Origin of the sequence: Streptomyces lacaronensis (genome assembly GCF_047337785.1) — a bacterium.
GTDB lineage: Bacteria > Actinomycetota > Actinomycetes > Streptomycetales > Streptomycetaceae > Streptomyces > Streptomyces lycopersici.
Map to the genome: position 1 here is coordinate 12,103,270 of NZ_JBLHDK010000003.1, position 25,950 is coordinate 12,129,219.

The 25,950-nt window shown below is 67.8% G+C and carries 28 protein-coding genes; 17 read left to right on the forward strand and 11 right to left on the reverse strand.

Annotation, left to right across the window (positions count from 1 at the left end; all coding sequences use genetic code 11):
- Positions 1 to 64: 64 nt before the first annotated feature.
- On the reverse strand, positions 65 to 802 hold the full coding sequence (locus tag ACMTAK_RS51980; RefSeq protein WP_413812663.1) for a GbsR/MarR family transcriptional regulator: 738 nt from the start codon (positions 800 to 802) through the stop codon (positions 65 to 67).
- 218 nt (positions 803 to 1,020) lie between these two features.
- Between ACMTAK_RS51980 and ACMTAK_RS51985 the strand changes: the two genes are divergently transcribed.
- From ACMTAK_RS51985 to ACMTAK_RS51995, 3 genes are all read left to right on the forward strand, one after another.
- The gene (locus ACMTAK_RS51985) at positions 1,021 to 1,983 is read left to right on the forward strand and encodes an ATP-binding cassette domain-containing protein (protein WP_413812664.1); all 963 of its coding nucleotides are present in this window, start codon (positions 1,021 to 1,023) and stop codon (positions 1,981 to 1,983) included.
- Positions 1,980 to 2,783, forward strand: coding sequence for an ABC transporter permease (locus ACMTAK_RS51990; RefSeq protein ID WP_413812665.1), 804 nt, complete (start codon positions 1,980 to 1,982; stop codon positions 2,781 to 2,783). Before ACMTAK_RS51985 ends, ACMTAK_RS51990 begins: the two co-directional genes overlap by 4 nt.
- A 101-nt stretch (positions 2,784 to 2,884) precedes the next feature.
- On the forward strand, positions 2,885 to 3,133 hold the full coding sequence (locus tag ACMTAK_RS51995) for a PCC domain-containing protein (RefSeq protein ID WP_413813256.1): 249 nt from the start codon (positions 2,885 to 2,887) through the stop codon (positions 3,131 to 3,133).
- A gap of 81 nt (positions 3,134 to 3,214) precedes the next feature.
- Here the strand turns inward: ACMTAK_RS51995 and ACMTAK_RS52000 are convergent, their stop codons facing one another.
- Entirely contained in the window at positions 3,215 to 3,742 is a 528-nt protein-coding gene (locus tag ACMTAK_RS52000) for a Tn3 family transposase (protein WP_413812666.1), read from the reverse strand.
- 32 nt (positions 3,743 to 3,774) lie between these two features.
- Here ACMTAK_RS52000 and ACMTAK_RS52005 point away from each other — a divergent pair, with 32 nt between their 5' ends.
- The gene (locus ACMTAK_RS52005) at positions 3,775 to 4,026 is read left to right on the forward strand and encodes a hypothetical protein (protein WP_413812667.1); all 252 of its coding nucleotides are present in this window, start codon (positions 3,775 to 3,777) and stop codon (positions 4,024 to 4,026) included.
- A 161-nt stretch (positions 4,027 to 4,187) separates the two neighbouring features.
- Here ACMTAK_RS52005 and ACMTAK_RS52010 read toward each other — a convergent pair whose 3' ends face one another.
- Positions 4,188 to 4,919, reverse strand: coding sequence for a hypothetical protein (locus ACMTAK_RS52010; RefSeq protein WP_413812668.1), 732 nt, complete (start codon positions 4,917 to 4,919; stop codon positions 4,188 to 4,190).
- 348 nt (positions 4,920 to 5,267) lie between these two features.
- On the opposite strand from ACMTAK_RS52010, the gene ACMTAK_RS52015 reads away from it, so the two are divergent.
- Complete coding sequence (locus ACMTAK_RS52015; RefSeq protein WP_413812669.1) at positions 5,268 to 5,657, forward strand: hypothetical protein; 390 nt, start codon at positions 5,268 to 5,270, stop codon at positions 5,655 to 5,657.
- A gap of 150 nt (positions 5,658 to 5,807) precedes the next feature.
- Here the strand turns inward: ACMTAK_RS52015 and ACMTAK_RS52020 are convergent, their stop codons facing one another.
- Positions 5,808 to 6,797: a CehA/McbA family metallohydrolase gene (locus ACMTAK_RS52020; protein ID WP_413812670.1), complete on the reverse strand. Its 990-nt coding sequence runs from the start codon at positions 6,795 to 6,797 to the stop codon at positions 5,808 to 5,810.
- 469 nt (positions 6,798 to 7,266) lie between these two features.
- Here ACMTAK_RS52020 and ACMTAK_RS52025 point away from each other — a divergent pair, with 469 nt between their 5' ends.
- The 3 genes from ACMTAK_RS52025 to ACMTAK_RS52035 all read left to right on the forward strand — a co-directional run bounded on the left by ACMTAK_RS52025 (position 7,267) and on the right by ACMTAK_RS52035 (position 8,647).
- Positions 7,267 to 7,572 (forward strand): type II toxin -antitoxin system TacA 1-like antitoxin, encoded by a 306-nt coding sequence (locus ACMTAK_RS52025; RefSeq protein ID WP_413812671.1) that lies wholly within the window; start codon positions 7,267 to 7,269, stop codon positions 7,570 to 7,572.
- On the forward strand, positions 7,569 to 7,961 hold the full coding sequence (locus tag ACMTAK_RS52030) for a type II toxin-antitoxin system death-on-curing family toxin (protein WP_413812672.1): 393 nt from the start codon (positions 7,569 to 7,571) through the stop codon (positions 7,959 to 7,961). The genes ACMTAK_RS52025 and ACMTAK_RS52030 overlap by 4 nt, the downstream gene beginning before the upstream one ends.
- Positions 7,962 to 8,314: 353 nt before the next feature.
- Entirely contained in the window at positions 8,315 to 8,647 is a 333-nt protein-coding gene (locus ACMTAK_RS52035; RefSeq protein WP_413812673.1) for a histone-like nucleoid-structuring protein Lsr2, read from the forward strand.
- 214 nt (positions 8,648 to 8,861) lie between these two features.
- Here ACMTAK_RS52035 and ACMTAK_RS52040 read toward each other — a convergent pair whose 3' ends face one another.
- Entirely contained in the window at positions 8,862 to 9,596 is a 735-nt protein-coding gene (locus ACMTAK_RS52040) for a hypothetical protein (RefSeq protein ID WP_413812674.1), read from the reverse strand.
- A 218-nt stretch (positions 9,597 to 9,814) separates the two neighbouring features.
- Here ACMTAK_RS52040 and ACMTAK_RS52045 point away from each other — a divergent pair, with 218 nt between their 5' ends.
- Both ACMTAK_RS52045 and ACMTAK_RS52050 read left to right on the forward strand, forming a co-directional pair.
- Positions 9,815 to 10,225: a hypothetical protein gene (locus ACMTAK_RS52045; protein WP_413812675.1), complete on the forward strand. Its 411-nt coding sequence runs from the start codon at positions 9,815 to 9,817 to the stop codon at positions 10,223 to 10,225.
- Positions 10,222 to 10,947, forward strand: a complete 726-nt coding sequence (locus ACMTAK_RS52050) for a DciA family protein (RefSeq protein ID WP_413812676.1) — start codon at positions 10,222 to 10,224, stop codon at positions 10,945 to 10,947. The genes ACMTAK_RS52045 and ACMTAK_RS52050 overlap by 4 nt, the downstream gene beginning before the upstream one ends.
- On the opposite strand, the gene ACMTAK_RS52055 is transcribed toward ACMTAK_RS52050, so the two are convergent.
- Complete coding sequence (locus ACMTAK_RS52055) at positions 10,853 to 11,368, reverse strand: hypothetical protein (RefSeq protein WP_413812677.1); 516 nt, start codon at positions 11,366 to 11,368, stop codon at positions 10,853 to 10,855. The genes ACMTAK_RS52050 and ACMTAK_RS52055 overlap by 95 nt on opposite strands.
- A 100-nt stretch (positions 11,369 to 11,468) precedes the next feature.
- Here ACMTAK_RS52055 and ACMTAK_RS52060 point away from each other — a divergent pair, with 100 nt between their 5' ends.
- Positions 11,469 to 11,663, forward strand: coding sequence for a hypothetical protein (locus ACMTAK_RS52060; RefSeq protein WP_413812678.1), 195 nt, complete (start codon positions 11,469 to 11,471; stop codon positions 11,661 to 11,663).
- Positions 11,664 to 11,718: 55 nt separating this feature from the next.
- Here ACMTAK_RS52060 and ACMTAK_RS52065 read toward each other — a convergent pair whose 3' ends face one another.
- Positions 11,719 to 12,243: a hypothetical protein gene (locus ACMTAK_RS52065; RefSeq protein ID WP_413812679.1), complete on the reverse strand. Its 525-nt coding sequence runs from the start codon at positions 12,241 to 12,243 to the stop codon at positions 11,719 to 11,721.
- A 94-nt stretch (positions 12,244 to 12,337) separates the two neighbouring features.
- Between ACMTAK_RS52065 and ACMTAK_RS52070 the strand changes: the two genes are divergently transcribed.
- Positions 12,338 to 12,604 carry a hypothetical protein gene (locus ACMTAK_RS52070; RefSeq protein WP_413812680.1) on the forward strand — a complete coding sequence of 89 codons (267 nt, stop codon included), beginning with the start codon at positions 12,338 to 12,340 and terminating at the stop codon, positions 12,602 to 12,604.
- 32 nt (positions 12,605 to 12,636) lie between these two features.
- Here the strand turns inward: ACMTAK_RS52070 and ACMTAK_RS52075 are convergent, their stop codons facing one another.
- Positions 12,637 to 13,110 (reverse strand): hypothetical protein, encoded by a 474-nt coding sequence (locus ACMTAK_RS52075; RefSeq protein WP_413812681.1) that lies wholly within the window; start codon positions 13,108 to 13,110, stop codon positions 12,637 to 12,639.
- Positions 13,111 to 13,205: 95 nt separating this feature from the next.
- On the opposite strand from ACMTAK_RS52075, the gene ACMTAK_RS52080 reads away from it, so the two are divergent.
- From ACMTAK_RS52080 to ACMTAK_RS52095, 4 genes are all read left to right on the forward strand, one after another.
- Positions 13,206 to 13,421, forward strand: a complete 216-nt coding sequence (locus ACMTAK_RS52080; protein ID WP_413812682.1) for a hypothetical protein — start codon at positions 13,206 to 13,208, stop codon at positions 13,419 to 13,421.
- A gap of 495 nt (positions 13,422 to 13,916) precedes the next feature.
- A complete protein-coding gene (locus ACMTAK_RS52085) occupies positions 13,917 to 14,642 on the forward strand; it encodes a class I SAM-dependent methyltransferase (RefSeq protein ID WP_413812683.1) in 726 nt (241 codons plus the stop codon).
- A 366-nt stretch (positions 14,643 to 15,008) separates the two neighbouring features.
- The gene (locus ACMTAK_RS52090; RefSeq protein WP_413812684.1) at positions 15,009 to 15,236 is read left to right on the forward strand and encodes a hypothetical protein; all 228 of its coding nucleotides are present in this window, start codon (positions 15,009 to 15,011) and stop codon (positions 15,234 to 15,236) included.
- 477 nt (positions 15,237 to 15,713) lie between these two features.
- The gene (locus ACMTAK_RS52095) at positions 15,714 to 16,472 is read left to right on the forward strand and encodes a PDZ domain-containing protein (protein WP_413812685.1); all 759 of its coding nucleotides are present in this window, start codon (positions 15,714 to 15,716) and stop codon (positions 16,470 to 16,472) included.
- A 1,305-nt stretch (positions 16,473 to 17,777) separates the two neighbouring features.
- On the opposite strand, the gene ACMTAK_RS52100 is transcribed toward ACMTAK_RS52095, so the two are convergent.
- Positions 17,778 to 18,857 carry a hypothetical protein gene (locus tag ACMTAK_RS52100; protein ID WP_413812686.1) on the reverse strand — a complete coding sequence of 360 codons (1,080 nt, stop codon included), beginning with the start codon at positions 18,855 to 18,857 and terminating at the stop codon, positions 17,778 to 17,780.
- 890 nt (positions 18,858 to 19,747) lie between these two features.
- Between ACMTAK_RS52100 and ACMTAK_RS52105 the strand changes: the two genes are divergently transcribed.
- Positions 19,748 to 20,035, forward strand: coding sequence for a hypothetical protein (locus tag ACMTAK_RS52105; protein ID WP_413812687.1), 288 nt, complete (start codon positions 19,748 to 19,750; stop codon positions 20,033 to 20,035).
- Positions 20,036 to 20,146: 111 nt separating this feature from the next.
- Here the strand turns inward: ACMTAK_RS52105 and ACMTAK_RS52110 are convergent, their stop codons facing one another.
- Positions 20,147 to 21,313 (reverse strand): hypothetical protein, encoded by a 1,167-nt coding sequence (locus ACMTAK_RS52110; RefSeq protein WP_413812688.1) that lies wholly within the window; start codon positions 21,311 to 21,313, stop codon positions 20,147 to 20,149.
- On the reverse strand, positions 21,310 to 25,950 hold the full coding sequence (locus ACMTAK_RS52115) for a coiled-coil domain-containing protein (protein ID WP_413812689.1): 4,641 nt from the start codon (positions 25,948 to 25,950) through the stop codon (positions 21,310 to 21,312). The genes ACMTAK_RS52110 and ACMTAK_RS52115 overlap by 4 nt, the downstream gene beginning before the upstream one ends.

The window sequence follows — 25,950 nt, forward strand, 5'->3', positions numbered from 1 at the left end:
CGGTCAAGCGGATGCGGATATCACGACGGACGACGCGGCGAGATCTGAGGTCAACGTGATCTGTTCAGTCGTCGGTCGCGGATGTCTTCCGGGGGTGGGTGGAGTAGACCTTGTGCCAGTGCTGGACCGAGCGAACCAGGTCATCGATGACGTGGAGGAGGAACTGGCTGGTGTTCTCCAGGCGCGCGCCGGCAGGGGTGGTCGCGCCCAGTTTCTGGGCTCCGATCTTGCAAGCTTCGGCAATCTGGGTCTGGGCGCGCGCGCTGGCCATGATGGAGTGGAATGCTACGTCGTCGTCGATGGAGTAACGTTCGGCGCGGCTGTGAGGGTCGCGCTCACGTTTGATGAGTGCCTGGTTTTCCAGGTAGCCAATGGCCTTGGAGATGGAAGCGGGGCTGACGTGCAGGCGTCGCACAAGTTCCGCGGAGGTGAGGCTCCCGCTGTCGGTGGTGAAGAGCGCGGCGAGCACCCTGGCCATCATCTGCGGGAGCCCCGCCTGAATCATCAGTTCCATGCTCTGCGTGCCCACTTCGTCCACGAGTCGTGGATCGCGTCCGCCGAGGTGGGCATCTCCTGGTGACGGTGTCGGCGGAGTGGTCTTGCGCTGACGCGTGTGTCCTGTGCCGACTCGGTGGGCCACCTCGGCGTGGTAGCCGCGCGGCCCGCCGTTGCGCATCACTTCGCGGGTGACGGTGGAGGTCGGCCGCCCGATGCGGCGGCCGATGGCGGCGTAGGTCAGCTCCTCGCGCAGTCCCGCGGCGATCTGCTGTCGGTCCTGGAGGGTGAGTCTGTCACCGGGCATCGGGTGTCCTCCACTGTCGGCGGCTCGAGGGCAGCTTAATGCAACCCGACTCTGTTGCATTAGTCGGCATGGGTCATGCAATGATTTTACGACTCTGACCAGCAGATATAGAGTTGCTTCATCTGGACATGATTGACGCCTATATGAATGCAACGTAACTTTCGCTGGATCGTAAAGGCGCTCATGTGGTGCCCGTCTCACCAGCGGAAGTGAAACCCATGACTACCGATCTCGGTCGACGCGCGGTCGCCGCGACTGCAGTACGCAAGGCGTACGGCGACCACGTGGTGCTCGACGGCATCGACCTCGACATCCCCGCGGGATCTGTCTTCGCGTTGCTCGGCCCGAACGGCGCCGGCAAGACCACCGTGGTGCAGATCCTGTCCACGCTTATCCGCGCCGACGCCGGCGAAATGCGGGTCGCCGGCCAGGACGTGGTCCGGGATTCGGACGCGGTCCGTGCCGCGATCGGCGTCACCGGCCAGTTCTCGGCGGTGGACAGCTTCCTCACCGGCCAGGAGAACCTGCTGTTGATGGCCGACCTGAACCGCCTGCCTCGCCGGGAACGGCGGCAGCGTGCCGAGGACTTGCTGGCGCGGTTCGATCTGGTGGACGCGGCCCGCAAGCCTGCGGCGACGTATTCCGGCGGGATGCGCCGCCGCCTGGACCTCGCGATGACGCTGGTCGGCCAGCCCCGCGTGATCTTCCTCGACGAGCCGACCACCGGACTGGACCCGCGCAGCAGGCGGACCATGTGGGAGATCGTCCGCAGGCTGGTGACCGACGAGGGCATCACGATCTTCCTCACCACCCAGTACCTTGAGGAGGCCGACCAGCTCGCCGACCGGATCGCGGTGCTGCACCAGGGAAAGCTGGTCGCGGAAGGCTCACCGGAGGAGCTCAAGCGGCAGGTCGGCGGCGGCCATATCACCCTGCGCTTCGCCGACCCCCGTGGCTACGATCATGCGGCCCGGACGCTGGACGTGGTGTCCCGCAACGATGAGACATGCACCCTACAGATCCCCAGCCAGGGCGATGTCCGGTCGTTGCGCGCACTGCTGGACTGGCTCGACCACGCCTCGCTCACCGTGGACGAATTGCAGTTCCACACCCCCGATCTCGATGATGTCTTCTTCGCCCTGACGGGCAACCCGGTCACGGAACAGGAGCCCGCCCGATGAGCTCCGTTTCCAGTGCTGTTTCCCACGCCTTTGCCGACTCGGCGACCATGTTGCGCCGCCAGTTGCGGCACATGCTGCGTTATCCAACGCTCATCCTGACGGCCGCCGGGGTTCCGGTGATCTTCCTGCTGCTGTTCGTCTACGTTCTCGGCGGCATCCTCGGGACCGGCCTTGGCGGGCCGTCGGGCGGCCGGGATGCCTACGCGAACTACGTCGTCCCCGGCGTCATCCTGATGACTGTCGCGACCGCGGCTCAGGGCACGGCGATCTCGGTAGCCATCGACATGACCGAGGGCATCGTTGCCCGGTTCCGCACCATGGCCATCGCCCGGGTCTCGGTACTCACCGGTCATGTGTTGGGCAGCCTGATCCAGACCCTGCTGAGTATCGCTGCCGTCATCGGGGTCGCGCTGCTGGTGGGATTCGAGCCGACCGCGGACTTCAGCGAATGGCTGGGCGCGATCGGCGTGCTCGCAATGATCATCCTCGCGATTACCTGGTTGTCGGTCGCACTGGCCATGGTCGCTAAGCGCGTTGCCACCGCGAGCAACATGCTGACGCCGCTGATGATGCTGCCCATGATGGGCAGCGGGTTCGTCCCCACCGACACGATGCCCGGAGGGCTGAAGTGGTTCGCTGAGTACCAGCCGTTCACCCCCTTCATCGAAACTCTGCGCGGGCTGCTGATGGGCACTCCGATCGACAACAGCGCAATCCTGGCCATCGGTTGGTGCGCCCTGATCGCTCTGGGCGGCTACCTTTGGGCCAAGAAGCTCTACAATCGCGAGCCCACCAAGTGAGCGGGGCTGCAGTGTCGCTTGATCGTCTTTGAAGTCCCGCCGGTGAGCTCGTCGACGAGCTGAACCGCCAGGCCGCCGAGGCCGGCATCACCGACGCCGCGATCGTCTCCCTGATCGGGGCCGCGGACTCCTTCACCGTCTCGACCATGCCCGAGGGCGACGCGCTCAAGGACACCATCACCAAGTACGGCCTGCCCGGCGAGATGACCGGCACCGGCGAGATCCGCCACGGCTTCGTCCACCTCCACGTCGTCGTGGGCGTCGAAGGCGACCGCGCCATCGCCGGACATCTCCACGAGGCGCACATCGGCACCCGCTTCGATCGCACCTACGTCATCCCCGTCACCTGACCGGCCCCGCGTCAGGTGCCCGTACACCTCGGCCCCGGCAACGTCCTTCCCCCGTGGGACGCCGCCGGGGCCGATCGCCGCCTACAGCCGGGCCGCCGGGTCGTCGGTGGCCATCGTCCGTAGCGGGCGGCGGCCTTGCTCGTCGAGCTGGGCGAGTTCGTGTTCATAGTCGACGGTGATCGAGCCGTAGTAGTTCACCGCAGAGCTGCGGGCCGGAGAGATGTGCGCCAGGACCTCGGCGGCCACCTCGCGGCCGGCGCCACGCAGTTCATCCACAGCCAGGCCCATGTACTCCGTGTGCCAGCAGATGACCGCATTCGTCGTGACGGTCAGGCACCACGCCTGCTCGTTCTGCTGCTCGGGCTGGCGGCGGGTGATCTTGCCCTCGCGGGCGTAGTGCAGCTGGCGGCGCAGGGAGTGGATGGACTCGCCCTTGTTCAGCTGCCGGGCGATCTTGCGCCGGTACGACGGATCTGACAGGTACTTCGCCGCGTAGATCGTCCTACGGATCGCCCCGTACTCCTTGAGCGCGGCGGCCAGCGCGTTCTGCCGGGAGGACGCGGAGAGCTTGCCGACGATCAAAGAGGCGGTCGCGTGCCCGTACTGCACAGCCGATTCACTCGCATGCGGAGCCGGACCGGGTGCCGCGTAACGCCGAGGGCATCGCGGTCGCGCTTGAGGGCGAGCGGCGGATGGAGTTCTACCGCGAGCTCCTGGCGGCCGCACCGGAGGACGCCGAGGGAGTCCTGCGCCGCTGGTGGTGCGAGGCGATGCTGGACACCGACCTGTCCGGTGGCCGGTTCACCGAGGCCGCGCTGAACGGCACCCTGCCCACGAAGAGCGTCGCGGCGGCCATCGCGCGTCGTCAGGCGGCCGGGCTGCCCGTTGAGTGAGTCGCACGGCCAGGAGCCGGAAGGTTGGCCTTGTGAACTGTCCGAAGAGGTCGACGCCTGGCCGCCGACACACGACTGACCGGCCAGCCAGGCGAGGGTCTGCTGCGGCTCACCTCCGCCTGCGCGGAGAAGAGTAGGGCCCTCTTCAAGCGCTGCAGGGTTCACGTCCTGAGGTCTGTCTTGCGCACGACCTGAGGCGTGGACACATGGCCATCGCGAAGGACGGAAGCTTGTACGAGCACGGCGACGTCGGCGGCCAGAGAACGGCTGGCTCCGTTCTCGGCCAGCCAGCGGGCTGCGGCGACAGTGCCGTAGGTGGACCAGCCGCCGATGAGTACGACGCGTTTGCTCAGGTTGAGGGGATTCGGGGCTCTGACGACGTAACCGCAGTCGCGTACGACCTCGCCGTCCGTGGCCTCTCCCGTATAAGAGGTGCCCTCCCAGGTGATCGCTCCCTCACCCAGTCGAAATGGCAGCGCCTCCGCCATGGCCTGCAAAATCCTGTGGGCGGCCTCGTTGTTCTTCGGTCCCCCCAGGACGAGCAGATCGTGCTCCATCTCATGGCCCGGCAGGTGCGCCGACAGGCGGACCCGCTCCAAGCTGAGATCCCGATAGGCGTGGGTGAGGGAGGGGATAAGTACGGACAGCGCCCGGACCTGTCCCAGGCCGGCCACGGGTCGTTGATAGCGGCCGGTGTCGATGTAAGAGGTGTCCAGAACGATGGAGAGTTCACTGGCACCCAGGTAACGCCAGATGCGGCGGGCAGGCAACCGTCTGACCACGAACCAGCGCACCAGGCCGGCGATGCCGGTGAGCAGAGCAGCCACCACCGCGCTGAGAATCTGCGAGCCCACAGCTCCAGCAATGCTGCCCATGTCGATCTCCCCCTTCACTGGCGCAGACCTTGACGTTCGCGCGCTGTAAGCCGCCGCCCTGGGACGATGACGGGCTGCTGGCCACCACCGCGATGACGCCCGGCTGACGACGACCAGGCCCAGGACGCGTTCACGGCTGCCAACCGCACCCCGGCCGGATCCACTGCTCCAGCCCCGGCACACCGGGACGGCTCACCTCCGCTCGCGCGCAGAACACGGGTGGTATCGCCGACGTCGAGTTGGAGGGCCGGGGCAGCTGCACCTGTGCGGGTAACACGCTCAGGCCAACACGTGGCTCCACACCATGACGGGAATTTGAGTACCCGTACTCAGGTCGCCGTCACTGTTTCGTGAAATTGTGGTGACATGGCGAAGAGCAGGACTGCCCGCGGAGTGAAGGGCACGCTCGTGTCGGCCGCGGCGGCCATCGTCTGTTACTGGGTGTGGGCCTCCCTGCTGGAGTGGGCGGACGACGTAGCCGAGGCCAGTGGGCGCGCGATGGGCGCCGGGTGGTTCGAGGGCCTTCTGGCGTTGATTACGGGCTTCCTGTCGATGCCGGTTCTGTTGTGGGTGGGGATGCGGCTGCTGGGCGAGCGGGGCAACTATCTGCTCGTCCTGGTCGGGGCCGTGGCATGGTTGATCATCGGTGGTCACGTGGCCGACGGCTTCGTCAGCGTCACGGCCACTACCGCGCTCCTCACCCTCTTTGCGGTGCTCGGCGGTCTGCTGTCTCTGGTTGAACTTCCGGGGGAGTGAGCGGCCGGGAACAGCCCTCCTGAAGAGCGCCTGGGGGGCCACCTCTCCTCTGCCAGCGCGAAGAGGACGGAATCGCGAACCGCCGTGCAGTCAGCTTGTACGGCTAACTCCGCCTGCGCGGAGAGGACGGTCGCCCGAGCAAGCTGGAGGTCAAGTCAGCACGATCGGGTTGGTGAGAGCGGCCATATGGCCGTGCGGGTGGCGTACCTCGATCCGGGCAAACGCCGAGTCTTCCGAGGTCGTGTGCCACTCGACGGTACCCACGCCGGAGTCTGGCAGCGCTTCGCGGTGGACTTTGCCCCGGTCGGTGTGGAAGCTGACGGTCGCAGATGGGACACCGCGTATGTGCGCGCGCACCATGACGGGTTCCCCGTGGGTTGCCAGGCGTTCGCCGATCCCCGCGTTGTGGTCGGCGGCGACGGCCGTGAGCGACAGATCGACGGCAGCCGATTCGGCGATCCAACTGCGGCCCACGCGGATTCCCTCGAGGACGGCCGGCGTGCTCAGATCCTCGGCGAACACGACGGTGTGCGGGATGCCGATCTGACCTTCAAGGTGGGTGTCGCTGTTGCCCATGGCCGGCCGCCAGCGCCCCGCGTGTATTCCCTCCGCCAGTCCTCGGCCCCACTCGGCGAGGGCGGCCTCGTTGTCGGCGTTCCACGGCCGGTCCGACGTCCACAGTCCGTTCCATACCTCGACTGCATCGAGGTCCCGGTAGGGGTACATGAAGCTGCCTGAGGGATAGGGCGCGTGCGGGTGCGCGGCCACGCACAGTCCACCGGATTCGCGGACCTGGTCCAGGCATGGGCCGATGAGTTTGTCCCCCACGCGATAGTCCCAGTCGATCACCTGGCCCGGGGCGATGCCGAGAGCGAGCCAGTGCCCGGTCTTGGTGGTCACCTCCTCACCCAGGAGGACCAAGAAGTCATCTGCGGCATGGCGTCCCCAGGCATTATGCGCGTTCGCGGAGTTGTGCTCGGTGGTGGCGATGAAGTCGAGTCCCACTGAGCGAGCGTCGGCTGCCAGTTGCTCAGGAGTGAGCTCGCCGTCCGAGTACACGGAGTGGATGTGGCAGTCTCCGCGATACCAGCTGGCTCCTCGGCCACGCGCTTGCCTAGGCGGGAATCCGGAGTCCGGCATCGCTCTCCTCGTCTACGACGGCCCAACCGCCAGACGAACGAGCCCAGTCGACACAGTGTTCCCAGCGCCGACTTGGCTGCGCCTGCGCCTGCGCATCGTGCACGCCCGCTCGGCTACATTCTGGCTCAGCCAAGGCCCGCCAGGACACGGCCGCCCGAGAGCCATCCATCAATTCCCGCTGGAACAACCTGCCCGAGCGTCGGAAACCTCACCCCCGTCGCCGTCATCATCCCCGGAGGCGTCAGCCAGGTCGCCCACCTCGCTCAGGAAGCCGATGAGCGTGATGGGCGGCAGCAACAGCTCGCCCGCCGAGCCGGAGAAAGGCAGGCTCCGCCGGTGCTCCGCCCGGGCTCACCTCCGCTTACGCGGAGAGCACATCGAGCTGCCGATCGGGCGCGGGTCAGCCATGTCGGTTCCATGTGGGGCCAGGAAGCAGCGATCATCTGGTATCGCTGATACCGTCGGTATCATGAGTGAGTCCAAAGAGCCCAAGGCCATGAGTCTGCGCTTCCCTGACCCACGGCAGCGTGCTGCGATCGCCGCCGCGGCCAAGAACGCCGGCGTCAGCATGCAGGACTACATCCTGTCGGCGGCCTTCGAGCGTGCCACCGCCGTCGAGGCGACGTTCCTGGAGCACTTCGAGGCTTCGGTAGCCCGCAGCCACGAGGCCTTCGCCGTCGAGCCCAGTGGCATCGATCCCGACTCCGAACAGCGCGCCGCCGAGCAGGAAGCACGCCGCGGCCTTGAAAACGACGGGCAGGGCCACGCCGCGTGAGCCAGCCCGACCCTGCCCTGCCGCCCCGCCTCGACGTCCCCTTCCTGCTGCATGCCGCCGAGCGGCTCCCCGGCGACCCGCAGGTCGACGACCTCGGGCCGCTCTACGCCGCCGTCGAACGCATGTATGCCCGGGCCATGGACCGTGACATCTACGGCTCTCCTCACCTCAAGGCGGCCGCGCTGCTTCAGACCCTGGTGAAACTCCCGTGTCTGGAGCACTCGAACGAGGCCTTCGCATGGCACAGCACCGAAGCCTTCCTCGCCCTGAACGGACACCGCCTCAACTACGCCCCGAAAGACGCGGTCGCTCTCGTCCGCGACGCGTCAGCAGGCTCCCTGGGCATCGCCCGGATCGCCCGCCAGCTTCGGGACTGGACCACCACCTGAAAAAAGGCGGGCAGGCACCCTGACCGTGGCCTAGCCGGCCGATACACCCTCGGGAGTCATTCGGCCACGTCCCGGTGGGAGGTGCGCGCCGGAGCCTGGCCCGAGGGACGCCCGACCTGCCGATGCTCGGCTCACCGCCGCTCGAGCGGAGAGTACCCCGGATGCATCAGCCCGCCTGGGCCTGGCACCGGCTCATGATCCGTTGCAACGAAGTCTGAGTCGGCTGCGAGAGCGACCGGCCTGGATGATGTCCCGCGTCAGCATCATCATGGAACATCGGCGGCCTTTCCGATAGAAACCACCAGACCGAATCCTCTACCCACTACTCCGGAGCGGCTGGGTAGCATCCGGCCATGGCTCAGAAGATTGTGACCGTCTACTCGGACGACCTCACCGGTGCGGAATCGGACGAGGTCAGCACGCACAGGTTTTCTCTGAACGGCGTGAACTACGAAATCGACCTCACCCCGGAGAACTACGACAAACTGGACGAGGCGCTCCGGCCGTTTATCGAGAAAGGCCGGAAGCTGGGCCGGACGAAGGAGACGGGCCGGGTGCGCAGGGGCGCCGCGAACGGTCCCAGCGCGGAAGAGGTTCGTGCGTGGGCTCGAGAGAACGGCTATGAGGTGAACGACCGCGGTCGCGTCCCCAAGGAAATCCGAGACGCGTTCGACGCCTCCCACTGACGCACGAACGATCGCCCCGGCGCAATGCCGGGAAGGGAACAAGAACAACCGCGCCGGTTGGACCGCCGTCAGGGGAACGTCATGAGGCGTCAGCTCGCCGTGCACCGCTGACCAGACTGCCAAAGCGGGGACTCCGGTGTCGTGGCCTCCGGTCTCAACCGAGCCGTCTGGCCGACCGCGGCGCCGGAGCCAGCCCCCTCAAGCGGTGGCCGGTCTACTTGGCGTACGCAAGGGTCCTCCACCCCGCATTGACCGCTTGGGCGCTGTCCGGCACCATCGGGTCCGGCTCACTGCCCTTCTCGTCCAGGCTGGTGAACTTCCAGTCCCCCGCGGCCCACACCAGGTCGGCCGTCTGCACGGTCGTGTCCGAGTCCGCGATCCCGCGGGCAGACAACTCGGTGTCGGTGAGGATCCACACCCTCACCCGGTCCTTGGATGCGGAGTCGATGCGGTACGCCCGGGAGTGCAGGGTGTAGTAGTTCCCCGTGTCCGACTCCCCGACCAGCGACAGACCCGCGCTGTTCCGGAGCGCCATGGAGAAACGCAAAGCGTCGTCGCCGATTTGCTTCTCCTTGCCCGGTTCAGCGGTGACACGGTACTGCTTCTCTGCTGCGACCGGGTTGAAAGCGTCGATGATGTCGTAAAAGTGGGCCGCCGCTGAGATAGCCCCGTTGAGGGTGCGCGGGTAGCCGACCGGCACCCCATCCTTCACGCTCTTGGCGCCGGGGAGCACGGTCGGCTCGGTCGTGCCCTGGGTCGGCGGCAGAGAAAAGGCATCTGGGGACTGGGAATGCTGCTGGTCGCCGGAGCCGCTCTTATCCGCACCCGACCCGTGGGTGAAGACCGCGAAAGCGGCCGCGCCCAGCGCCGCGGCCGCCACCAGGGCTGCCAACATGACCAAGCGGTTACGAGCCCGGTACCCGAGTTGAGGCTGCTGGTCGATGGACATCTGTGTACCTCCCCCACCCCTGGTCCGACAGCAGTCTTCTGTATAAGGCCTTGATCGCTCCGAAGACCATACGTGGCACCGCCCACGCGGCAGTACGGGGTCCGCGTGCCGCCTCCTCTCCAACATGTCCGCAGAGAAGCTGCGTTCATGCCCACCCGGCTCCGAGGGCTCGACCGTCTGCTGGTCAGCTTCGTGGACGGAGCGGGCGAGCACGCGCCGTGCGTACTCACCCAGCGGGAGTCCGGCGGCCGGCCGCGCTCGCCTTCGCCGCGCTCCAGGCGGTGCAGCAGGCGGCACCGGAGTACCGGCGGTGCGCCCTGGCGATGCTGGGCCGGACCGAGGAAGCCGAAGCCGAGGCACGGCGGGCGTACGTGACCGAGCAGAACCGCCGCTGGTTCCGCGCGAACCCGAACGGCGCCGACGCGGTTGCCGTCGCGACGAAGGCCGCTGACGCCGCCCGGATACGCACCGCCGAGTACCTCCTGGCCAAGCGGTTGGAGCAGCTGCGCGAGCTGGCCGCGACCCACACCGAGATCGAGACGGCCGCAGCTGTGCGGTGGCGGGACCGCATGCGCGAGCTCGCCGCTCGGCCCCTCGATGGCGACACGGCCGGGGCGGTGATCGCATGACCACCGGGCCGAGCGGCATCGATCTCGTCCGCCAGGCCCTGGTCGCCGCCCGCGAGCAGGCGAAGAAGAACGGCTCCACCCGCAGAAGGAAACTGAAGCGGCGCACCGGCCAGGTCGTACGGCGGGACGGCCGCGAGCCGCTCGGACTCGGCACCGCGATCACGGTGATGATGACCGAGCGCGGCATGGTCGCCCCGGCCGCCGGCGGCGACGTCCTCGCCCGGTTCGACGACATCCTCGCCGCGGCCGCGCCCGAACTCACCGGCCACGCCCAGGCGGTGAAGTTCGACGCGGACACCGGCCGCTTGGGCGTCGTCCCCGATGCCCCGGCCTACGGAACCAAGCTGCGCTGGAGCGCGCCGCAACTGATCGCGGCGGCCAACACGGACCGGAACGGGTCCTTGACCCGCGGGTCGCGGTCGCCATCGAGCCGCAGAACGCAGGCTCCTCAATGCGCGAGCCGGAGGAGGCATTCGGCGATGGGCAGGCCGCGATCGAAGAGCTGCGGGCGAAGGCGGCGCGGGCGGCGGCCGCGGACAGCAGCTGTGTTCGCGCACTGCGGCGGGCCCGTGCTGAGCGGGCTGGCTCCGCGGCTGCGGCCGCGCCTCGAGAGGCCCGTACCGCGGATCACTGGTAGGGCTGCTGGGCCTGGCCAGGGGCCGTCGGCGCCGGGACGGCGATTTCAGGAACGGCAGCCGCCCGTGCGGCACGCTCCCGGGTAACCTCGTCCTCCCAAAGACGCCGCTCTAGTTTGCGTTCCGTGCTGTAGACGGACGTCACGATCAACCCGGCGATGAGCACCCAGACGAAGCCGAAGATGCCCACGGCTTGGACGAACTGTGCTGTCTGCGGGGCAGCGGCACGCTTAGAGTCAGCCAGCCACCTGATCCGCAACACCTCGGCAACCACGTGCAGAATCACTGACCAGTACCAGCCGGAAAGCACGATCACGCTTGCGGCCTTCCTCCGTCTGCTCACACCGGCGGGCTCTGGAGTCCCGGACCGGATCGCAGCAAGAACGGCCTCGCGGCACCGTCTTCCGTTGTCCCGGCTGTTCTTTGTCAGCGCCGTCATTTCCAGTGAGGCGGCCACCAGGACGATCGGAATCACCGTCACCATCGCCGAGGCGAACTCCTCGGTCATCCGCACAGCCAACGATCTCCCCCTCCGCGCGCGTGCCAGAAGTGTAGGAGGCGATGCGTGCGCGCTCGCCGCACGGTCGAACGCACGAGCGAAAACGGGTTTGGAGGGAGGACACGGCGCCAGCCTGGGCATCGACGTCAAGCTTGAGCAGACCTACGGGATCTTGATACTGCACCGCCGCCTGGTCCGTGACTACGAGCACGGCACCGCCTCGTCCGCCGCCCTGCGCGCCCGGGCCCGGGACTGGTGCAACGAACTCACCCGGCGCTCGCACGAACACCCCACCGACGACTGACAAGCGATCGCGCTGAGGAGGGCTGGACGACATAGCGTCACGTTCAGCGATCACGTCAGGTGACGCGTGCGGTGGGTTCGCCGCGCAGCAGGTCGGGGCGGGCATCGGCGATCGCGAAGGCCCGTCTGAGCCCTTCTACCAGTGGCCGGTCGATCTGGTAGAGCCGGGCCCGGTCATTCCGCTGGAGCAGCCGGCACGTATCGGCCGGGCCGACGCGGCGCTGTACCGCCGGGATGCTGGTGAGGGTTCCGCCGATCTTCGCCTTCGTGATCGGGGTGGTCGGATGGTCGGCGAAGTACTGCTGCACTTCGTCGAACGAGGCGGTGCCGCCCAGGTCGGTGATCCGGCGCAGCACCGCGCGGGCACCGGGTATCAGGGAGGCGATCATCCGGAACAGTGCCTGCTCGCTCCAGCCGTCCGCGATGTCATCGTCGCCCAGGTCCTGCGGGCCGGGGCGTGGGTCGACGGGCGGTGGTTCCGGCCAGTCGTCGGGGGTGACGGGGCGCAGTCCGTAGGCGGCCTGCACGGCCGCTATCGCCTGGTCGTAGGTGTCCGTCTCGGTGTCGATCGTCAGCCGCACGATGCTCCCCCCTCGTGATCGCTGGCGGCATTCTTCCTCTGAGCTTCGCTCGGTGGCGGCCGACCGGGACGGGGAGTCTGTCAGGATGGTGGGCATGGCGAATGAGACGGCGACGCATGACGAGCGGCTGCGCGACCTGGAGGCGGAAGCGTTCCGCACCGGGCGGACGCTTGCGGAGCACAGCGAGCAGCTGACGACGATCCGCGAGCAGCAGCGCACGGCGTTCGGGAACATCGACTCCCTCGCCAACGCCGTCGGCGCGCCGGGGGACCGGTCGATCACCGAGCGCCTGGACACGATCGAGCGTGTCCTGTTCGCTCTCGCCCGTGCACAGGGCATCGACCCCGATGCCGCCCCCTGAGGCAGTCCAGGTAGCCCTGCCAGCCCTCAAGCTCACCTTGACTCTGTCGGGTCGGCGCTGGCCAGGGTGACCGCGAGCGCGATGTGGGGGACGGCACTCAGGCAGAGCTCCGCCGCCGTGCTCGGATCGGACGCGGTGCGCGCCTCCTGCAATGCCAGGAGACCGGTCAGCACCGCGGAGTCGACCGCCTCGTCGAGGACGTCGACGGCCCGGCACGAACAGGCTGCCCAGGATCTGCACAAGTTGTCCACCCTGGTGATCCGCGACTCCCGGCCGCTCACCACATCGCGCTCCTGGCCCAGTCGTGCCGCGCCGAACCGGCCAGCGCGCTGATCTTCGCCTGCCTGCTGCACCTCGCGGACAGGGGCGGAGCACAGTTTTGGTGGCAGTTCTCCGCCGGCGCCGGAAGCGCTACGGCGGCACTGTGCCTGTACCTGACGCACATGCAGCGCGGAGAGCTCCGCGATGCCGAGCACTGGGCACGCAAAGCCGCCTGCCTGGAACACCTGGAGAACCAGACCAGCCCCAGTGACGACCTGGTCAGCCTCCTGCGCCGGCCCCCAGCCAGGGACACCGCGGCAGCTGGTACACCCCCCAATCCATGATCAACCGCACCATGGCGATCCTGCACTCCGGTGTCGCCGCCAGCACGCGCGTCGTCGACAACCACGCCCTCGCCGATCAGCCGCTATGCCAGTCACTCGCCGTGGCGGTCCAGCGTCTGGAGACCAAATCCGACGCCGACTACGGCACCATCCCCAAAGCCTCCTTCGAACTCGCCGCCCGGCTGGAGGACTGCACAGCATCTTCCCCCTGACCCACGGCCCTTCTGCGGCGGGCAGCGAGTTGGGTGACGCGTGCGGGCAGCTTGCAACGCATGCCGCTGATCATCTGTAGCTGTGTCCGCCCCAGGCGAGTGGAACAAGCCGTCGACCGCTCGAAACCCGCCGCGCACTCAACCGGAGGTTTCGCCACACCCCGTCGGCCAGCACCGTTGAACCAGCGGCCCGGCCGCACCGGACGGGCCAACCGGCCGGAGGGGATAAGCATGGGCAAACAGGCGAAATGCGGATCGACCGACACCGCAACGGGCAGGCCTTGCCAGAGGCCGGCCATGGTGGGCTACTCCCGCTGCCAGCGGCATCGCGGGAAATGGAACAAGCTGCAGGTGAAGAAGACAAAGAAGCGCTGAACGCAATGGTGCCCCCGGCGCCGCAAGCGGCGGGGGCACGCTCAGTGCCGTTTTTGATCCAGCCGGGTGGCTGCCCTTAATGACGTGCACTACGTGTTGATCCGGGACCAGACTCGGCCCATGGGTTCTCGAGGACGAGCAGGAACGGACAAGGGCGAAGCGATCCCGGGTGACTACGACAGTGATCCCGGGCGCTTCGCCGCGAACCAGGCAGCCACGCAACGCTTCGCGGCACGAGGTGACGTTCATCCCATGGTCGCCCGTCGCCTGGCTGCCGAGGGTGCTCGGATCGTCGTCGACATCGGAGGCGGCAACGGCCTCCTCGCCGGTTATCTCGCCCGCGAACACGTGGGAACCGTGGTCGTCGACCGAGCGGGCCACGTCGGTCACGCTCCCCGTCCCGCCGTCCTCGGGGACGCCCTGAAGCTGCCTTTCCGGGACGAGTCGTTTGACGGCGCTGCCGCCCTGTGGATGCTCTATCACCTGGCCGACCCGGTGCCCGCCCTTAAGGAGGCGCACCGGGTGCTGGGGGTGGGAGGGCTTCTCGCCGTCAGCACGGTCAGCCGGCACAATGACCCCGAGCTGGCGCCGTTTCTTCCGGACTGGGGGACGCCGTTGAGCTTCGACGCGGAGAACGGGCCCGAACAGCTTGGCCGTGTCTTCGATGTCGTCGATGTCCGGCGCTGGGACCGGCCCATGGTCCACCTCGCTGACCATGCCGCTGTCACGCTCTTTCTTCGTGGCCGTGGGCTTTCGGAGCAGGATGCGCCCCAGGCCGCGGAGCGACTCAAGCCTCCGTTGACCATTACTAAGCGCGGCATGATCGGCTGGGCCCGCAAGCGGTGACGCGAGCCTCAGGTTCCTTCAGCCGGAAACAGAGCTGAAGATGCTTGCGCCCGGAGGGGCTCAGGCAGAAGGTCGGGGTTTTTGGACCAGTTTGTCGCGCCCTTTGCGGGTCAGGCGCCTGGTCATCAAGGTAGCGCGAGGAAGGCGTCCCACTCACTCCTTGAATGTCCTCGCTGGACATCGCTCCGCGCTCCGGAACCAGATCACAGAAGCGCAGCCGAGGCCGTCCGTGGATTTCGGGGAGCCGTAGCGGGGTGGCGCGTGGATGCGCGCGTCCCACCTCGGCCTGGAGGAGGTGGGACGCCATGCTGTCCCCACGCCGCCAGGCCCGGGGCGAGCGAGATGATGTGGGCGAGGAGCAGCCGCATGACGACGACCAAGCACCTTGCCACGCTGCAGTTCGAGGTAGACGGCCCAGCGGTCGAGGCCGAATGGACCGTCCCCGGCACTGCCCAGCGCCGGTACGCGGAATGGGTCGGACTCTACGGAACCGACCCGGCTGTCGTGATCAGGCTCATCGAGGAGACTGGCGACCGCCGCCGCGTTCACAAGACCTGGACGGCCCAGGACGAGACTGAGGAACAGACCACCTGAGCGTCTGCCGGCGCCTGAGTTTCCGGCTGGTGAGCCCACATCGCGTGGATCCATACGTGGCGGCGTGGTCGGCCCGCGTGGGACATACGATCAGCGGATCGAGCTGGCCCGTCCATTCCCGCAGGTCAGTGAACGCCTCTGGATTCAACGCCCCCCTCGGGGCGGGCGATGTCCTGATGGGCTCTGCTCTCCCTGCCGCAGAAGACCCTGATCGGAAGCCTGGGGCGCTGAGCGCCGTAGTTGGCGCGCTTTAGCTGGCGGTCTCTGAGCGTTGTACTTGGCGTGCACATGGGTGAAGCTGCGGTCTTGGCCAGGTGATGGTGGGGCTGCGTCGTTCGATGCACAATGTCGCGCAGGTGCCGTGGTGGCGACTGATGCGTTCGCGGGTGCCCAGGTCGAGTGAGCCGAGCCCGAGGTTCAAGCTGCGCTCCGGCGCGGGCTGGGACATTTGGGCCCCTGCGATCAGGAAGGCTCCTGATGATCCGTAAGTTCCGTCGAGCATGTGGCGTTCTCGCCCTGGGCACCGCCCTGTTCGCAGCCGGAGCGGCTGTGCCCGCCACCGCGTTCTCCGCGTCGGCAGCGGCGTCCGCCCCCTCTCAGGCGCGTTCCCTGCCCCCTCAGCAGAACGTCCCCGACCTGGACGCAGGCGGGCCGGCGAAGACCGTCGACTATCCGCCGGACGGGCAGCGGTACCACCAGCCCAGCTCCATCAGCATCCAGGCACCGCCGCACACTCGCATTGTCGGACTGGATCTGCGCTGCACAGGGATGTCGTGCCCGGTACAGATCGCCGGGGACGGCAAGTCCGCTACGGCGCAGGGCTCGGCCAGCACGTGGGACTTCATCCGGCCTTTCACCGTCCACGTCGTCGCTGACAGCGATGCTCCTCTGGCCGGGGGGACTTTCACCGGGAGCTTCACCCTGAACGGGGTGACGCAGCCGCTCACCGTGCACATCGCCCCCGGAATCCAGGGCATCATCGCGGGCAACCTCAAGAACACCAGCCCTGCGGGCGGAGGCGTACGAGTGCTCGCCGTCGACCCGGGCAGCAGCACCGAAGCCGCAGGACTCCTCCCCGGTGATGTCATCACCGAAGTCGCGGGAATCCTCACCCCCACCGTCAACGACCTCGATGCGGTCCTCAGCGGCAAGAGGTCGGGCGCCACCTACCCGGTCGTCGTCAAGCGCGCAGGCGCACTCGTGACCCTTCAGATCCCACTCGATCCGGAGCCGTAAGCGGCATCGAGCTGCGCATCATGTGGAAGAGCTGGAGGGCAAGGTCGCACGGATCAGCGAGCTGGAAGCGGAGGTCGCCCGGTTGCGTGAGGACGCTGCCAGCTCCCGGGCCCCGGTCGGCATGGCCGACCGGGATGTCGCGGAGATGCGCACGACGATGCGCGGTCACATTCAGGTCCTCAACGCGCTTCGCGAGACACAGGTTGAGCAGGTGCGGACTCTTCAGCAGCATGGCCGGATGTTGGAGCAGCTGGCCCAGGTGGTGGGCGGTCTTGTGGCCGACGGCAGGTCAGCTCCAGGCCGGGCAGTCCACCATCGCGCCCCGGCAGGATGGCATGGCCGAGCAGCTGGACCGGATAGAGACTCTGCTCGGCGGAGGCAGCTCCCAGGCGCTGCATGCTCGCTACCTGCGCCTGACAGATCCAGTGGCCGGGCATGCTACCGCGCGCAGTGCTGAGAGCCGCGTGCAGGCGGCCACCTGCACGGCCTGGACGGCCGACAGAGGAACCGTGCCCGGCGCGGCACGGCCGCGCATCAACCAGGGGCTGCCCCGCGGACACCACGGCCAGCCCCAGCCCCTCGGGCGACAAGGTTGTCCTCTGCGCCGGGACGCCCCGAAGCCGCTCTCTCACCCAGTGCGTCCTCCACTACTTCCCGCCAATCCATCCACTCACTGGCTCGGCGCCGAGGTCGAGTAATTTCGCCACGCCATAAGCCAACCTCGCCCAGATATGACCAGCTCAGGCCCTAGATGGGGTGTTTTCATGCTTAGTAAAAAAGGTGGGTACTTTTCGAGAGTATGCCATCAAGCATGACAATAAGGGCGGAAATACTTTCAGTCATTACCACTGCTGCACCTTTGCGTCGAAAGCCTGAACCGTCAAAGATCTCCTTGCTGTGTGACAAATCCGCTAAGGATCACTAGATAAGTGAAGCGATGACCTGGGGATCTAGTGATCATTTCAGGATTCGTGACCGTGGTGTGGTGCGTCTCTGAACTGGGGTTTTCATGGAACTGCGGTAGCTGGAGGGGGCCCTGACGTGCAGATTCAGTGATCGTCTCGGAATGTAGTGATCGACACAGGATTTTCCTAGTGCTGCGCGGCTGGGTGAATTTGTTGGCCCTGGTCAGGGCCGATGTGGTGGATTGTGCCTGGGCCACGTCCCCACAACGCGAGTCGGACCGGCGATGGCCGCCGCTGCCGGGGAGAGCTGTACGGAGGCGCAGCGCGGCGCCGCGCGCGTGTGCCTTCCAGGAGTAGCGGGCCCGCGAGGACCCCAATTGGCGATGACGTCGAGGAGCGGCTATGCCTCGTCTTCGTCGTCGGGGCGTTTGAGGTCCTGGTTCAGCGCACGCAGTAAGCCGTGGGCGAGGAGGAGCGCCGGCAGAACGAACTCCGGACGGTAGCTGTCGGGCGAGGCCTGGTGCGCTCCGAGGTGGCGGTTGAAGGTGTCCTGGGTGGTACCTGGCCCGAAGGCATTTCTCATGCCCGCCAGGACCAGGTAGTGCTTGAACTGCAGCAGCGTGAGGTCGCTCCAGTCGTCCGTGTCGTCCAGGACGCTGCCGATGGTGCCGTGGTGCCCGGCCTTCGACGGGTAGGTCACTTGAGGGAAAGAGCGCCGTATCCAGGCGTTGCCGTGCCTCTTCATCGCGGTCTCGAGGACGTTGCCCGCCAGGGCCTGGGCGCCCTCGCGGAAGCCGGCCCGCGCGGTGCGACTGGCAGCGCTCAGGATGGTGACCATGTCGGTGAGCTCAGGGTGGGTGACGATCTGGAGGCTGACATCGACGTCGTCGAGAACGTCGTCGTGGCGCTCGGTGAGGAGGGCGTAGCGCTCCTCACGCGTGGTGAGGGGAAGCAGAGCTTTGACGATCTCAGTCCGTGGCGCCCATGCGAGGGACAGCCCGTCGTCCTGGCCCAGGTCCAGGATCGTGTAGAGGTCCTCGGAGTCGAGGCCGCTGAGATTGGCGGGCAGGAAGAGGGCCGCTGTCGCCGCGAGTTGATCCAGCAGTGTGCGGGGGAGCGACACGCCGCGCACGACGCCGTTGATGCGGCTGTGCCAGTCGTAGATGTCGCTGAGATCGCTCTGGAGGGCCAGGACGGGTGCGGCGATCGCCTGGTACCGGCGCTGGACGTCCACAGCAGCCTGATAGGTCGCGTTGGCCGGTCCCACGGCGTGCACAATCGAGCGGCGTGTGGACTCGAGTATGCGGAGCTGGCGGCGGAACGGCTCGAGCTGCTTGTCGATGGAGTTGAGCCAGGCGGCCGTCTGCGTGGCGGACTTCATGAGACCGGACAGGTTGGCACCGGCGCCCTGCTGTGACTCCGCTTCCTGATTGAACTCTTCTTCACCGTCTTCTGTGCCGGGGGTGTCTTCGTCGTTCATCCACTCATGATCCTGCCTCTGGCACAGGTGAGCACTCGCATTTGTGGCTACAGGGCCCACCGCGCGAACCGTCCTTGGCTCATCCGGTGCAACGGCTGCCGGCACACGCAGCCGCGCCCGTAGAACCGGCGATCGAGGGTCGGCCAGGGTTGAGGACGCGCAGCCCGGACCAGGCGATGTGCAGCGGTAGCCCCACTACCCCGTGCTCGGGTCCGGTCAGCTCGTTGAGGTTGGACGGCAGGTGCCGCCGGAACCTCATTCGCAACACCGATGCGATGAAACTGGGGTCGTCTCCTCCAAGTAAGGCGACCCGCGGTCGAAACTGCTGGACGGGGACGCGTGGGAGCAGGCCAAGTCCACCGTGCAGGGATGCAGGCGTCGCCCTGCTTCTCTGCTTCACCCGGGGACGGAGGCTTCGCCGGAGTGCCCGGCGAGAGGAGAACCTGGCATCGATGGGGCAGCATCACCGACGTGCTCCCTGTGCAAAGGGAAACGGTCCGCGTCAACCGTGAGAGATTCACGAAAGACTGACTCCGGACTGTCACCGGCCACAACGCCAGGAGAAGCCATAGCCGTTGAGGACGCAGACGGGGAAAGGAAGAGGCGGCCAGACAACGAGTTTCTCCGCCCGCTCGCACTGCGTCAGGCCTCCAGCCGGGAGCGCTGAGCGTGCCTACCGTAGGTCATAGCATCGTCGGAGAGGTAGCGGGATGGCGCAACGGGAGTGGATGCGGTCCTGGCCGCACAATTGCAGAAGCGGGCGGCACACGACGCGGGGGTGCGGGAGTCCGCCTTCGCCTGCGTGGAAGCCCGCTGCCGAGGAGTCGACGAGGCGCAGGAGCCGGTCCACAGCGTCTCAGCAGCCGCAGACGTGCGTCTGTGCCGAGCAGTTGGACGCGGAAGCAGGACTGGCTGAACCGGAAACCGCCGGAGAGCTGTCGGGGCCCCAGCCGGCGGCAGCGTTGACCGTGGCGGAGGATATTCGGGGGTTCCTGCGGCGGGTCGGGCAGGCCACGATCAAGGAGATCATCGCGCATGTCGGGAACAGCCGCCCATGGATCGGCCCCAGGAATGTCGGCCCGGAGCTGAGCCGCCTGATCGCCTACGGCGACATCGTGCGGGAACGCACGGGCCTGTACCGTCCGGCTGCCCGCGAACAGGAGTGTGACGCTGGCTGACCACTCCCGCGTACCACCCGGAACGCACAAGCACCGCTGATCCCCGTAAACCGGCGGCACCTTGCGGATGCTTTTGGGCTCACGCACCCGTTTCGCGCAAGCCTGCCGGTATCACCTGCTCTGTTCCACCCCTGCGGACTCGGTGCGCCAACCACACCCGTCGGGACACGCAGCTCCTGCAGACTCAGGGCCCTCAGCCTGCGGGGGCACAGGAACATGTGTCAGCAGCTGCGGCAACAGGGCCTGACCACTGTGGAGCAATGCGTGGACCTTGGGCTGGGGCAGGGCTTCTTGCCGCAGGACCTCGCCGCGGAGCAGCAGGTCGGTGGCGTGGGTGGCGAGAGGCTCGGGAAGCCAGGAAGTTGCTGCGCGAATCCGGGTGAGGTTGCGGCAGGGGAGGGTGCGGGGCCGTTGTGCCAGGAGCCCTCGGTAGAGACCGGCGGCCGGTGCGAGTGGCGGCATTCCGGCTTCGCAGGCACGTTCGGCCGCCAACCGGGCGCATTCGAGACCGTCGAGGTCGAGCTCGGTGTACAGCAGCAGGTCGTTGATCGGATGCTGGCGTTCTTCGAAGCCCTCCAAGCAGGTGGTGAGGGAGGAGATCAGGTGGTCGCCTCCGCCGTAGGCCAGCCATCCCACTTCGTGCCGCCGTGGCCATGCGTTCAGGATTCGCCGGAGGCTGGTAAAGGCGGCGCTGTTCTCGACGATCAGCATCCATGGTGCGGGTCCCAGCTCGAACATCGCCAGTGGCGCCGGGGCGGGGAAGGCCCGCAGGTGGTCGGGGATGCTCAGGAGTCCGGTGGTGACCAGACGATGGGAGGTGATGCGGGCAAGTCGTTTCTCGTCCCCGTACAGCTCGTAGGAGCGTTCGGCGATCGGGACCGCGGCAGTGTCGGGCCGGTCCCGAAGGAGGGTGTTGATGGGGGAGAGGAGTGCGTCGTCTGCCCGGCTCAATGTCAGGCGCGTGGCGAAGGCCAGGGCCTCGACCCAGGCTCGGGGGCCCGGCCGTGCGGTCCGGACCCGGCGTGGGGTGGTCTGCTCGACCCAGCGTGGTAGCGGAGGGTGGGAGCTGTGGTCCCAGCCGCGGCCACCGGTGGCAGGAAGCCGGACGGTGCCGCAGGCGGCCAGTTCCTTAGCGGCGCCGGCCAGGACGCGGCGACGTAGGGGAGAGGTGATCAGGGCAGAGTCGCCCTCGTCGGCGGCCTGCGCCAGCAGGTCGAAGTCGATTCGTCGGCGGGTCTGCGTCTTGAGCAGGGCGGCCATGTGTTCTGCGGGAGTCATTGTTCGTTGTCCGGGGTGCTGTCGGGCCCTGCCTCAGGGCTCTGCTGGGGAATATCCGCAGCGTTGCCGCTCTCCTCGGCGCCGTGGCGGTGCAGCCGCGCGGAGGTGATGCCGTCGTCGTAGGCATGCTGCAGGCCTCGGCTGACCGCGTCTCCGTAGCGGTCGGCGATCTGGACGTACTGGATGCGGGTGCGGGCATCGATGCCGTTGCGCAGCCGGATGATGAGGGGGAACTTCTCCAGTGCGGGCAGGTCGTTGGAGGCCGTGGTGTAGACGAGCTGGATGCCGTGCGCGGCCGCGACCTTGCGCTGCAGGCCGATGAACGGTGTGTAGTTCGCCTTCCCGAAGGGGTTGTCCAGCACCAGCGTACCCACGCCACCTGATGCCTTGCGGCCCTGTTTGGCGGCGCGTAGCCGGGCGAGAGTGCAGTACAGCAGGACCGAGACGGTGAGCAGTTCCCCGCCGCTGAACTTCTGGATCTGCGTCACCGAGTTCCGCTGCACGATGTCGAGGGATTGCGTCGGCTTGATGATCTTTGCGACGACGTTGCCACGCCCGCCGAGAGCGGCCAGGACGAGTTGCTTGGTCAGCGTCATCGCATCCGGCAGGGCCGTGGCCTTGGCCGGGGTGCTCTGCGCGACGGCTGCGGCCATCCGGTCGATCTCGGTCGACAGTCTGCGGGTGAGTACCTCGTCGTCGGGCAGGTGACGGATCTCCAGGCTCAGGAACTGCTGCCCGGACCAGCTGCCGAGTCCCTGTGGCAGCCTGGAGTGGCGGGCCACCTGCTGCAGGTCGTCCAGAGCCGTCTTCACCAGAGCCAGACACGCCTGGACCACCATCAGTTGGTCGTCGGTGAACTCGGCCAGCTCACCGAGGACGACCTTCTCCCGCAGGCCGATATCGTCGATCAGCTCCGACAGCCGCACCGGATGGGCCAGGTCGGTCAACAGCCGCTCCAGCAGCTGTCCGTCGACCACATCCGCATAGGCCCGGTCCTGGGCCAGGGCGTGCACCTTGCGCAGAGATTTCTCGAGTTTCCTACGGGCGCTGTCGCGCTCCTCGGCAGCCGAGTCGACTGCCGTCACCACCCTGGCCTCCGTGGCTTCGGCCTGGTCGGGGGAGAGGACGGCCATGGATGCGGCACTGATCTGCAGCGGTTCAAGCAGGCCGAACAACGGTGGATCAAGGTCTTCCGGAGACGCCACGTCCGGCGGTGCCTGCTGTTCCGGGCCGCAGTGACGCTCTGCCGCCGCCTTCACCCCTTGTGCGCACCGGCTGACGGTGTGGGCCGCACCGCGTGCCTTCTCGGCGGCCAGATGCTGATCCGCCGCTTTCAGCTGGTGGGCGTGCACTTCCTCGCCTGCCCGTTCCACGGATGCCTGAGCCTTGGCCTGCGCATTCCGGGCGGCCTCGGCCTCGGTGAACGGTCCGGCCTGGTCCCTGCTCGCATCGTAGGGAGGATCGAGGGCCTCCACGGCAGCTCTGGCCTCGACCCGCGCCGTGTCCGTCTGCTGCTTCGTCTGCTTGGCGACGCCCCGGCGCTCGATTGCCTCATGCTCCGCTTCTGCCGCATCGGCCTGTGCCCTGAAGCGGTCCTCAGCGTCGCCCAACGGTGCGGAGCGCGCCAGTTTTTCGGCCCTGGCACGGACCTTCTCAGGCTTGCTGTCCAGTACCCGGGTCAAAACCGCGATGCGTTTGGCGCAACTGTCCGCACGCACCCCCAGCGCGTCATCTCCGATTTCGCTCTCCCAATCACGCCGGGCCTGCTCATAGCGCCCGCGCAGGGTCTCCAGCGCGGTTGCGGCCAGCTCGGCTGCGCTCAGCGCGTGCATTTGACCATCGGGGACGACGCCATCGAGCTGACGGGCCTCCAGCGCCTGCTGCCGAAGGCGGTCCTGGAACTGCCTGAGCTGGTCCCGGGCCTTCTCCTGCCGGGCTTCTGCCTCCTTCCCCGCCTTGTCGTACCGCCGCACAGTGACCTGGTGCACCGACAGGGCCCTTCTGGCCTGCTCCATCTCGGTGCGGCACGCGGGCCTCACGCGCCCGTGCTGGTCGGCCACCTCCCGTACCATGGGCAACCGGGAGGCCAGCTCCACCAGGCTCGTGGTGAGGACATCGATCTCCGCCCCCACGGCCTCCGCCTCCTGCCGTGTACGAGTGATCTCATCCCTCAGCAGACGGTCCTTGTCGTGGAGCGTTTCAACCTCCTGCTCCAGACGCGCGACAACCTCCTCAAGGGCTTCACGAGGGCCCGCGCCGAAGACATCCCAGTGGGCCTGCAGCCGGCGCGCGAGCGCGGCATCCGCCTCACGCTGACGGATCAGGCCGGCCATCCGCCCCTCCAGCCCCTCCAGCCGGAACTCCAGCCGGCCCCGTTCCCGCTCAGCGGCGTCCGGCTCCAGCAGCCCCTGGTGCACGGGCAGCACGACCGTCCCACAGCCGTCCGTGGACGCGATTGCCCGCCGCGCCTGGCCGTCATCACTCACCGCGATGACGGCCGTCATCACACCGGCACGTCGCGCAAGCGCCGCCAGGTCCCCACCGGGGACCGGCCCGCACACCACCACACCACCGACCAGGTGAGGCACGGCGGCCATCACCGCCTCATGCTCCTGGACGGCGAACGCTTCACGCAGGAACTGCAGCCCCGACACAGCCGGAGCGCCCAGTTCCCGCAGCTGCTCAACGGCCCGTTCCACCTCCGCCGGGGCCGGCAGGAAGCCGAGATCGTTCAGGGCGTCCACTGCACGCCGCTCTTCGGCGGCATCTGCCTGCTCCTTGAGCAGGCGGGCGTCACAGTCCCGCCCCGCCGCGGCCAGCAGATCCAGCAGATCCGCTGCCACCCGGTCCAGGTCCAGCACGGTGCCGGCCTCGGCGCAGGCAAGCTCCAGCAGACGCCGGTCGGCTGCGAGCTCCCGCCGCTCCGCCCGCAGGGAACCGAGCCGGTCCCACTCCGCACTGTGGCGCTCCCGCGCCGCCGTGAGCTGCCCGGCACATGCCACCCGCTGCTCGGAGAGGACGGAAAGCCGTGCCAGGGTCTCGGTCCGCCGTTCACGACAGACCTCCAGCCGCTGCGCGGCAGCAGTGTGCTCGGCCTCGTAGCGGCTCAGCGCGTCACCCGGATCCTCCGAGGAACCGATCAGCACCTCCCGGCGGGCCGCCGCGACCGCTTGCTCGGCCGCTTTCAGCTGCTTCGAGGCGTGCTCCCGCCGGTCCTGCGCCTGCCACGCCTCCTTGGCCGCCTGCTCGCGGCCGGCTTGGGCCGCAGCGCGCTCGGCGGCGGCCGCCTCGCACTCCTCCCGCGCCCGGGCCGCCTCACCGGTCAGTTCCTCGACCGCCCCCGCCAGCCTGTCCCGCAGCGCTGCTCCAGCGGCCTCCATCGCCTCACGCAAAGGCGCCTGCCGGACGTCGTGGCGTTCCATCAGCTCCTTGAGATCCCGTGCCTGCTGTTGCTGTGCCTGAAGCTCGAGGACGGTGTCCACCAGCTCCCACGCCTGGCGGACCACGTGAGCCGCGGCGGCCTTCTCCTCACACCGTTCGACCTCTTTGGCCGCCTCGAGGGCCGCCCAATGCGCAACCTGGTGAGCCAGTACCACCAGGCGCCGTTTCTCCTGGTCGGCGCGCTTCTCGGCCGTGAGAGCAGCCGCCCGTGCCTCGTCTGCCCGGGCAGAGGCGTGTGCTGCCGCGCTGTCCAGCGCCTCGGCCCGGCTGGAGAGGTATTCCGCCGCACGCAGGGCCACCGCTACCTGCTGCGTGAACAGGTCCTGTTGTCCTGTGGCCAGGGCACTGTCCTCCTTGACCGGCTTCAGTGCCAACGACGCCGCGGCGAGGAAGCTCTGCTCCTTCTCGCGGCCGGGGCGCCGCGCAAGCTTCGCGGCTTTCTCCTCCAATGACGCGCGGACCACGGCGGGCTGCCGCGCGTCGCAGACCAGATCGATGAGGAAGTCGATGAAGTCCTCGCAGGTGGAGAACTGGAACAGCTCGGTGATCCCGCCTTCCTCACGGTTCATGTCCCGCTGGATCCGCAGCACGTCCGGGTCGAGCCTGAGGTCGGTCAGCAGCGTGCGCCACCGCGTCTGGTCCTCGGCGACGCGCAGGTTCACGCCGCGCTGCGCTTTGCTGGCATCGGCCAGTCTTTTGAGGAACGCGGCCTGCGTCAGCTGCCCGGCCCCGGTGCGTACGGGAAGGGTGTCCAGATCGAGCACTCCCGGCAGGGGCCGGAGCACGTACCAGCGGCGCACCAGCCGTTCCCATTCGGCTGCGGGATCGGCCGGCCGGTGCCCGTCCTCCCACTGGTACACCCCGCCGGTGATCAGAGCGGGACCTCCCCGCGGCAACGAGGTGTCCTCCCACTCGGCGATGACGTGGGAGACCTTCTGGTCCGGTACGTAGTCGGCCAGAGACTTGTCCTTCCTGCGGCCGATGAAGTCGATCTTGGCAGGCAGGAAGAGGCTGAAGAACAACGACAGCAGACTCGACTTGCCACCGCCGTTGCGCAGCCACAGGATCGCGTCGACGGCCGGCATGGCCGTGCCGTCGATGTGGCTCACGCCTCCGGTCAGGTCCAGGACCAGCGATTTGAAGCCCGCGGCCGCATGTCCGATGTTCTCCAGCCGCAGGCGTCGAAGACGGTGCAT

What these genes read in the sequence shown, in the direction of transcription:
- ACMTAK_RS51980 (WP_413812663.1), bottom strand. Translation starts at nt 802, where the DNA reads ATGCCCGGTGACAGACTCACCCTCCAGGACCGACAGCAGATCGCCGCG.
- ACMTAK_RS51985 (WP_413812664.1), top strand. Translation starts at nt 1,021, where the DNA reads ATGACTACCGATCTCGGTCGACGCGCGGTCGCCGCGACTGCAGTACGC.
- ACMTAK_RS51990 (WP_413812665.1), top strand. Translation starts at nt 1,980, where the DNA reads ATGAGCTCCGTTTCCAGTGCTGTTTCCCACGCCTTTGCCGACTCGGCG.
- ACMTAK_RS52015 (WP_413812669.1), top strand. Translation starts at nt 5,268, where the DNA reads ATGGCGAAGAGCAGGACTGCCCGCGGAGTGAAGGGCACGCTCGTGTCG.
- ACMTAK_RS52020 (WP_413812670.1), bottom strand. Translation starts at nt 6,797, where the DNA reads ATGCCGGACTCCGGATTCCCGCCTAGGCAAGCGCGTGGCCGAGGAGCC.
- ACMTAK_RS52025 (WP_413812671.1), top strand. Translation starts at nt 7,267, where the DNA reads ATGAGTGAGTCCAAAGAGCCCAAGGCCATGAGTCTGCGCTTCCCTGAC.
- ACMTAK_RS52035 (WP_413812673.1), top strand. Translation starts at nt 8,315, where the DNA reads ATGGCTCAGAAGATTGTGACCGTCTACTCGGACGACCTCACCGGTGCG.
- ACMTAK_RS52040 (WP_413812674.1), bottom strand. Translation starts at nt 9,596, where the DNA reads ATGTCCATCGACCAGCAGCCTCAACTCGGGTACCGGGCTCGTAACCGC.
- ACMTAK_RS52050 (WP_413812676.1), top strand. Translation starts at nt 10,222, where the DNA reads ATGACCACCGGGCCGAGCGGCATCGATCTCGTCCGCCAGGCCCTGGTC.
- ACMTAK_RS52055 (WP_413812677.1), bottom strand. Translation starts at nt 11,368, where the DNA reads ATGACCGAGGAGTTCGCCTCGGCGATGGTGACGGTGATTCCGATCGTC.
- ACMTAK_RS52070 (WP_413812680.1), top strand. Translation starts at nt 12,338, where the DNA reads ATGGCGAATGAGACGGCGACGCATGACGAGCGGCTGCGCGACCTGGAG.
- ACMTAK_RS52080 (WP_413812682.1), top strand. Translation starts at nt 13,206, where the DNA reads ATGATCAACCGCACCATGGCGATCCTGCACTCCGGTGTCGCCGCCAGC.
- ACMTAK_RS52085 (WP_413812683.1), top strand. Translation starts at nt 13,917, where the DNA reads ATGGGTTCTCGAGGACGAGCAGGAACGGACAAGGGCGAAGCGATCCCG.
- ACMTAK_RS52090 (WP_413812684.1), top strand. Translation starts at nt 15,009, where the DNA reads ATGACGACGACCAAGCACCTTGCCACGCTGCAGTTCGAGGTAGACGGC.
- ACMTAK_RS52095 (WP_413812685.1), top strand. Translation starts at nt 15,714, where the DNA reads ATGATCCGTAAGTTCCGTCGAGCATGTGGCGTTCTCGCCCTGGGCACC.
- ACMTAK_RS52100 (WP_413812686.1), bottom strand. Translation starts at nt 18,857, where the DNA reads ATGAACGACGAAGACACCCCCGGCACAGAAGACGGTGAAGAAGAGTTC.
- ACMTAK_RS52110 (WP_413812688.1), bottom strand. Translation starts at nt 21,313, where the DNA reads ATGACTCCCGCAGAACACATGGCCGCCCTGCTCAAGACGCAGACCCGC.
- ACMTAK_RS52115 (WP_413812689.1), bottom strand. Translation starts at nt 25,950, where the DNA reads ATGCACCGTCTTCGACGCCTGCGGCTGGAGAACATCGGACATGCGGCC.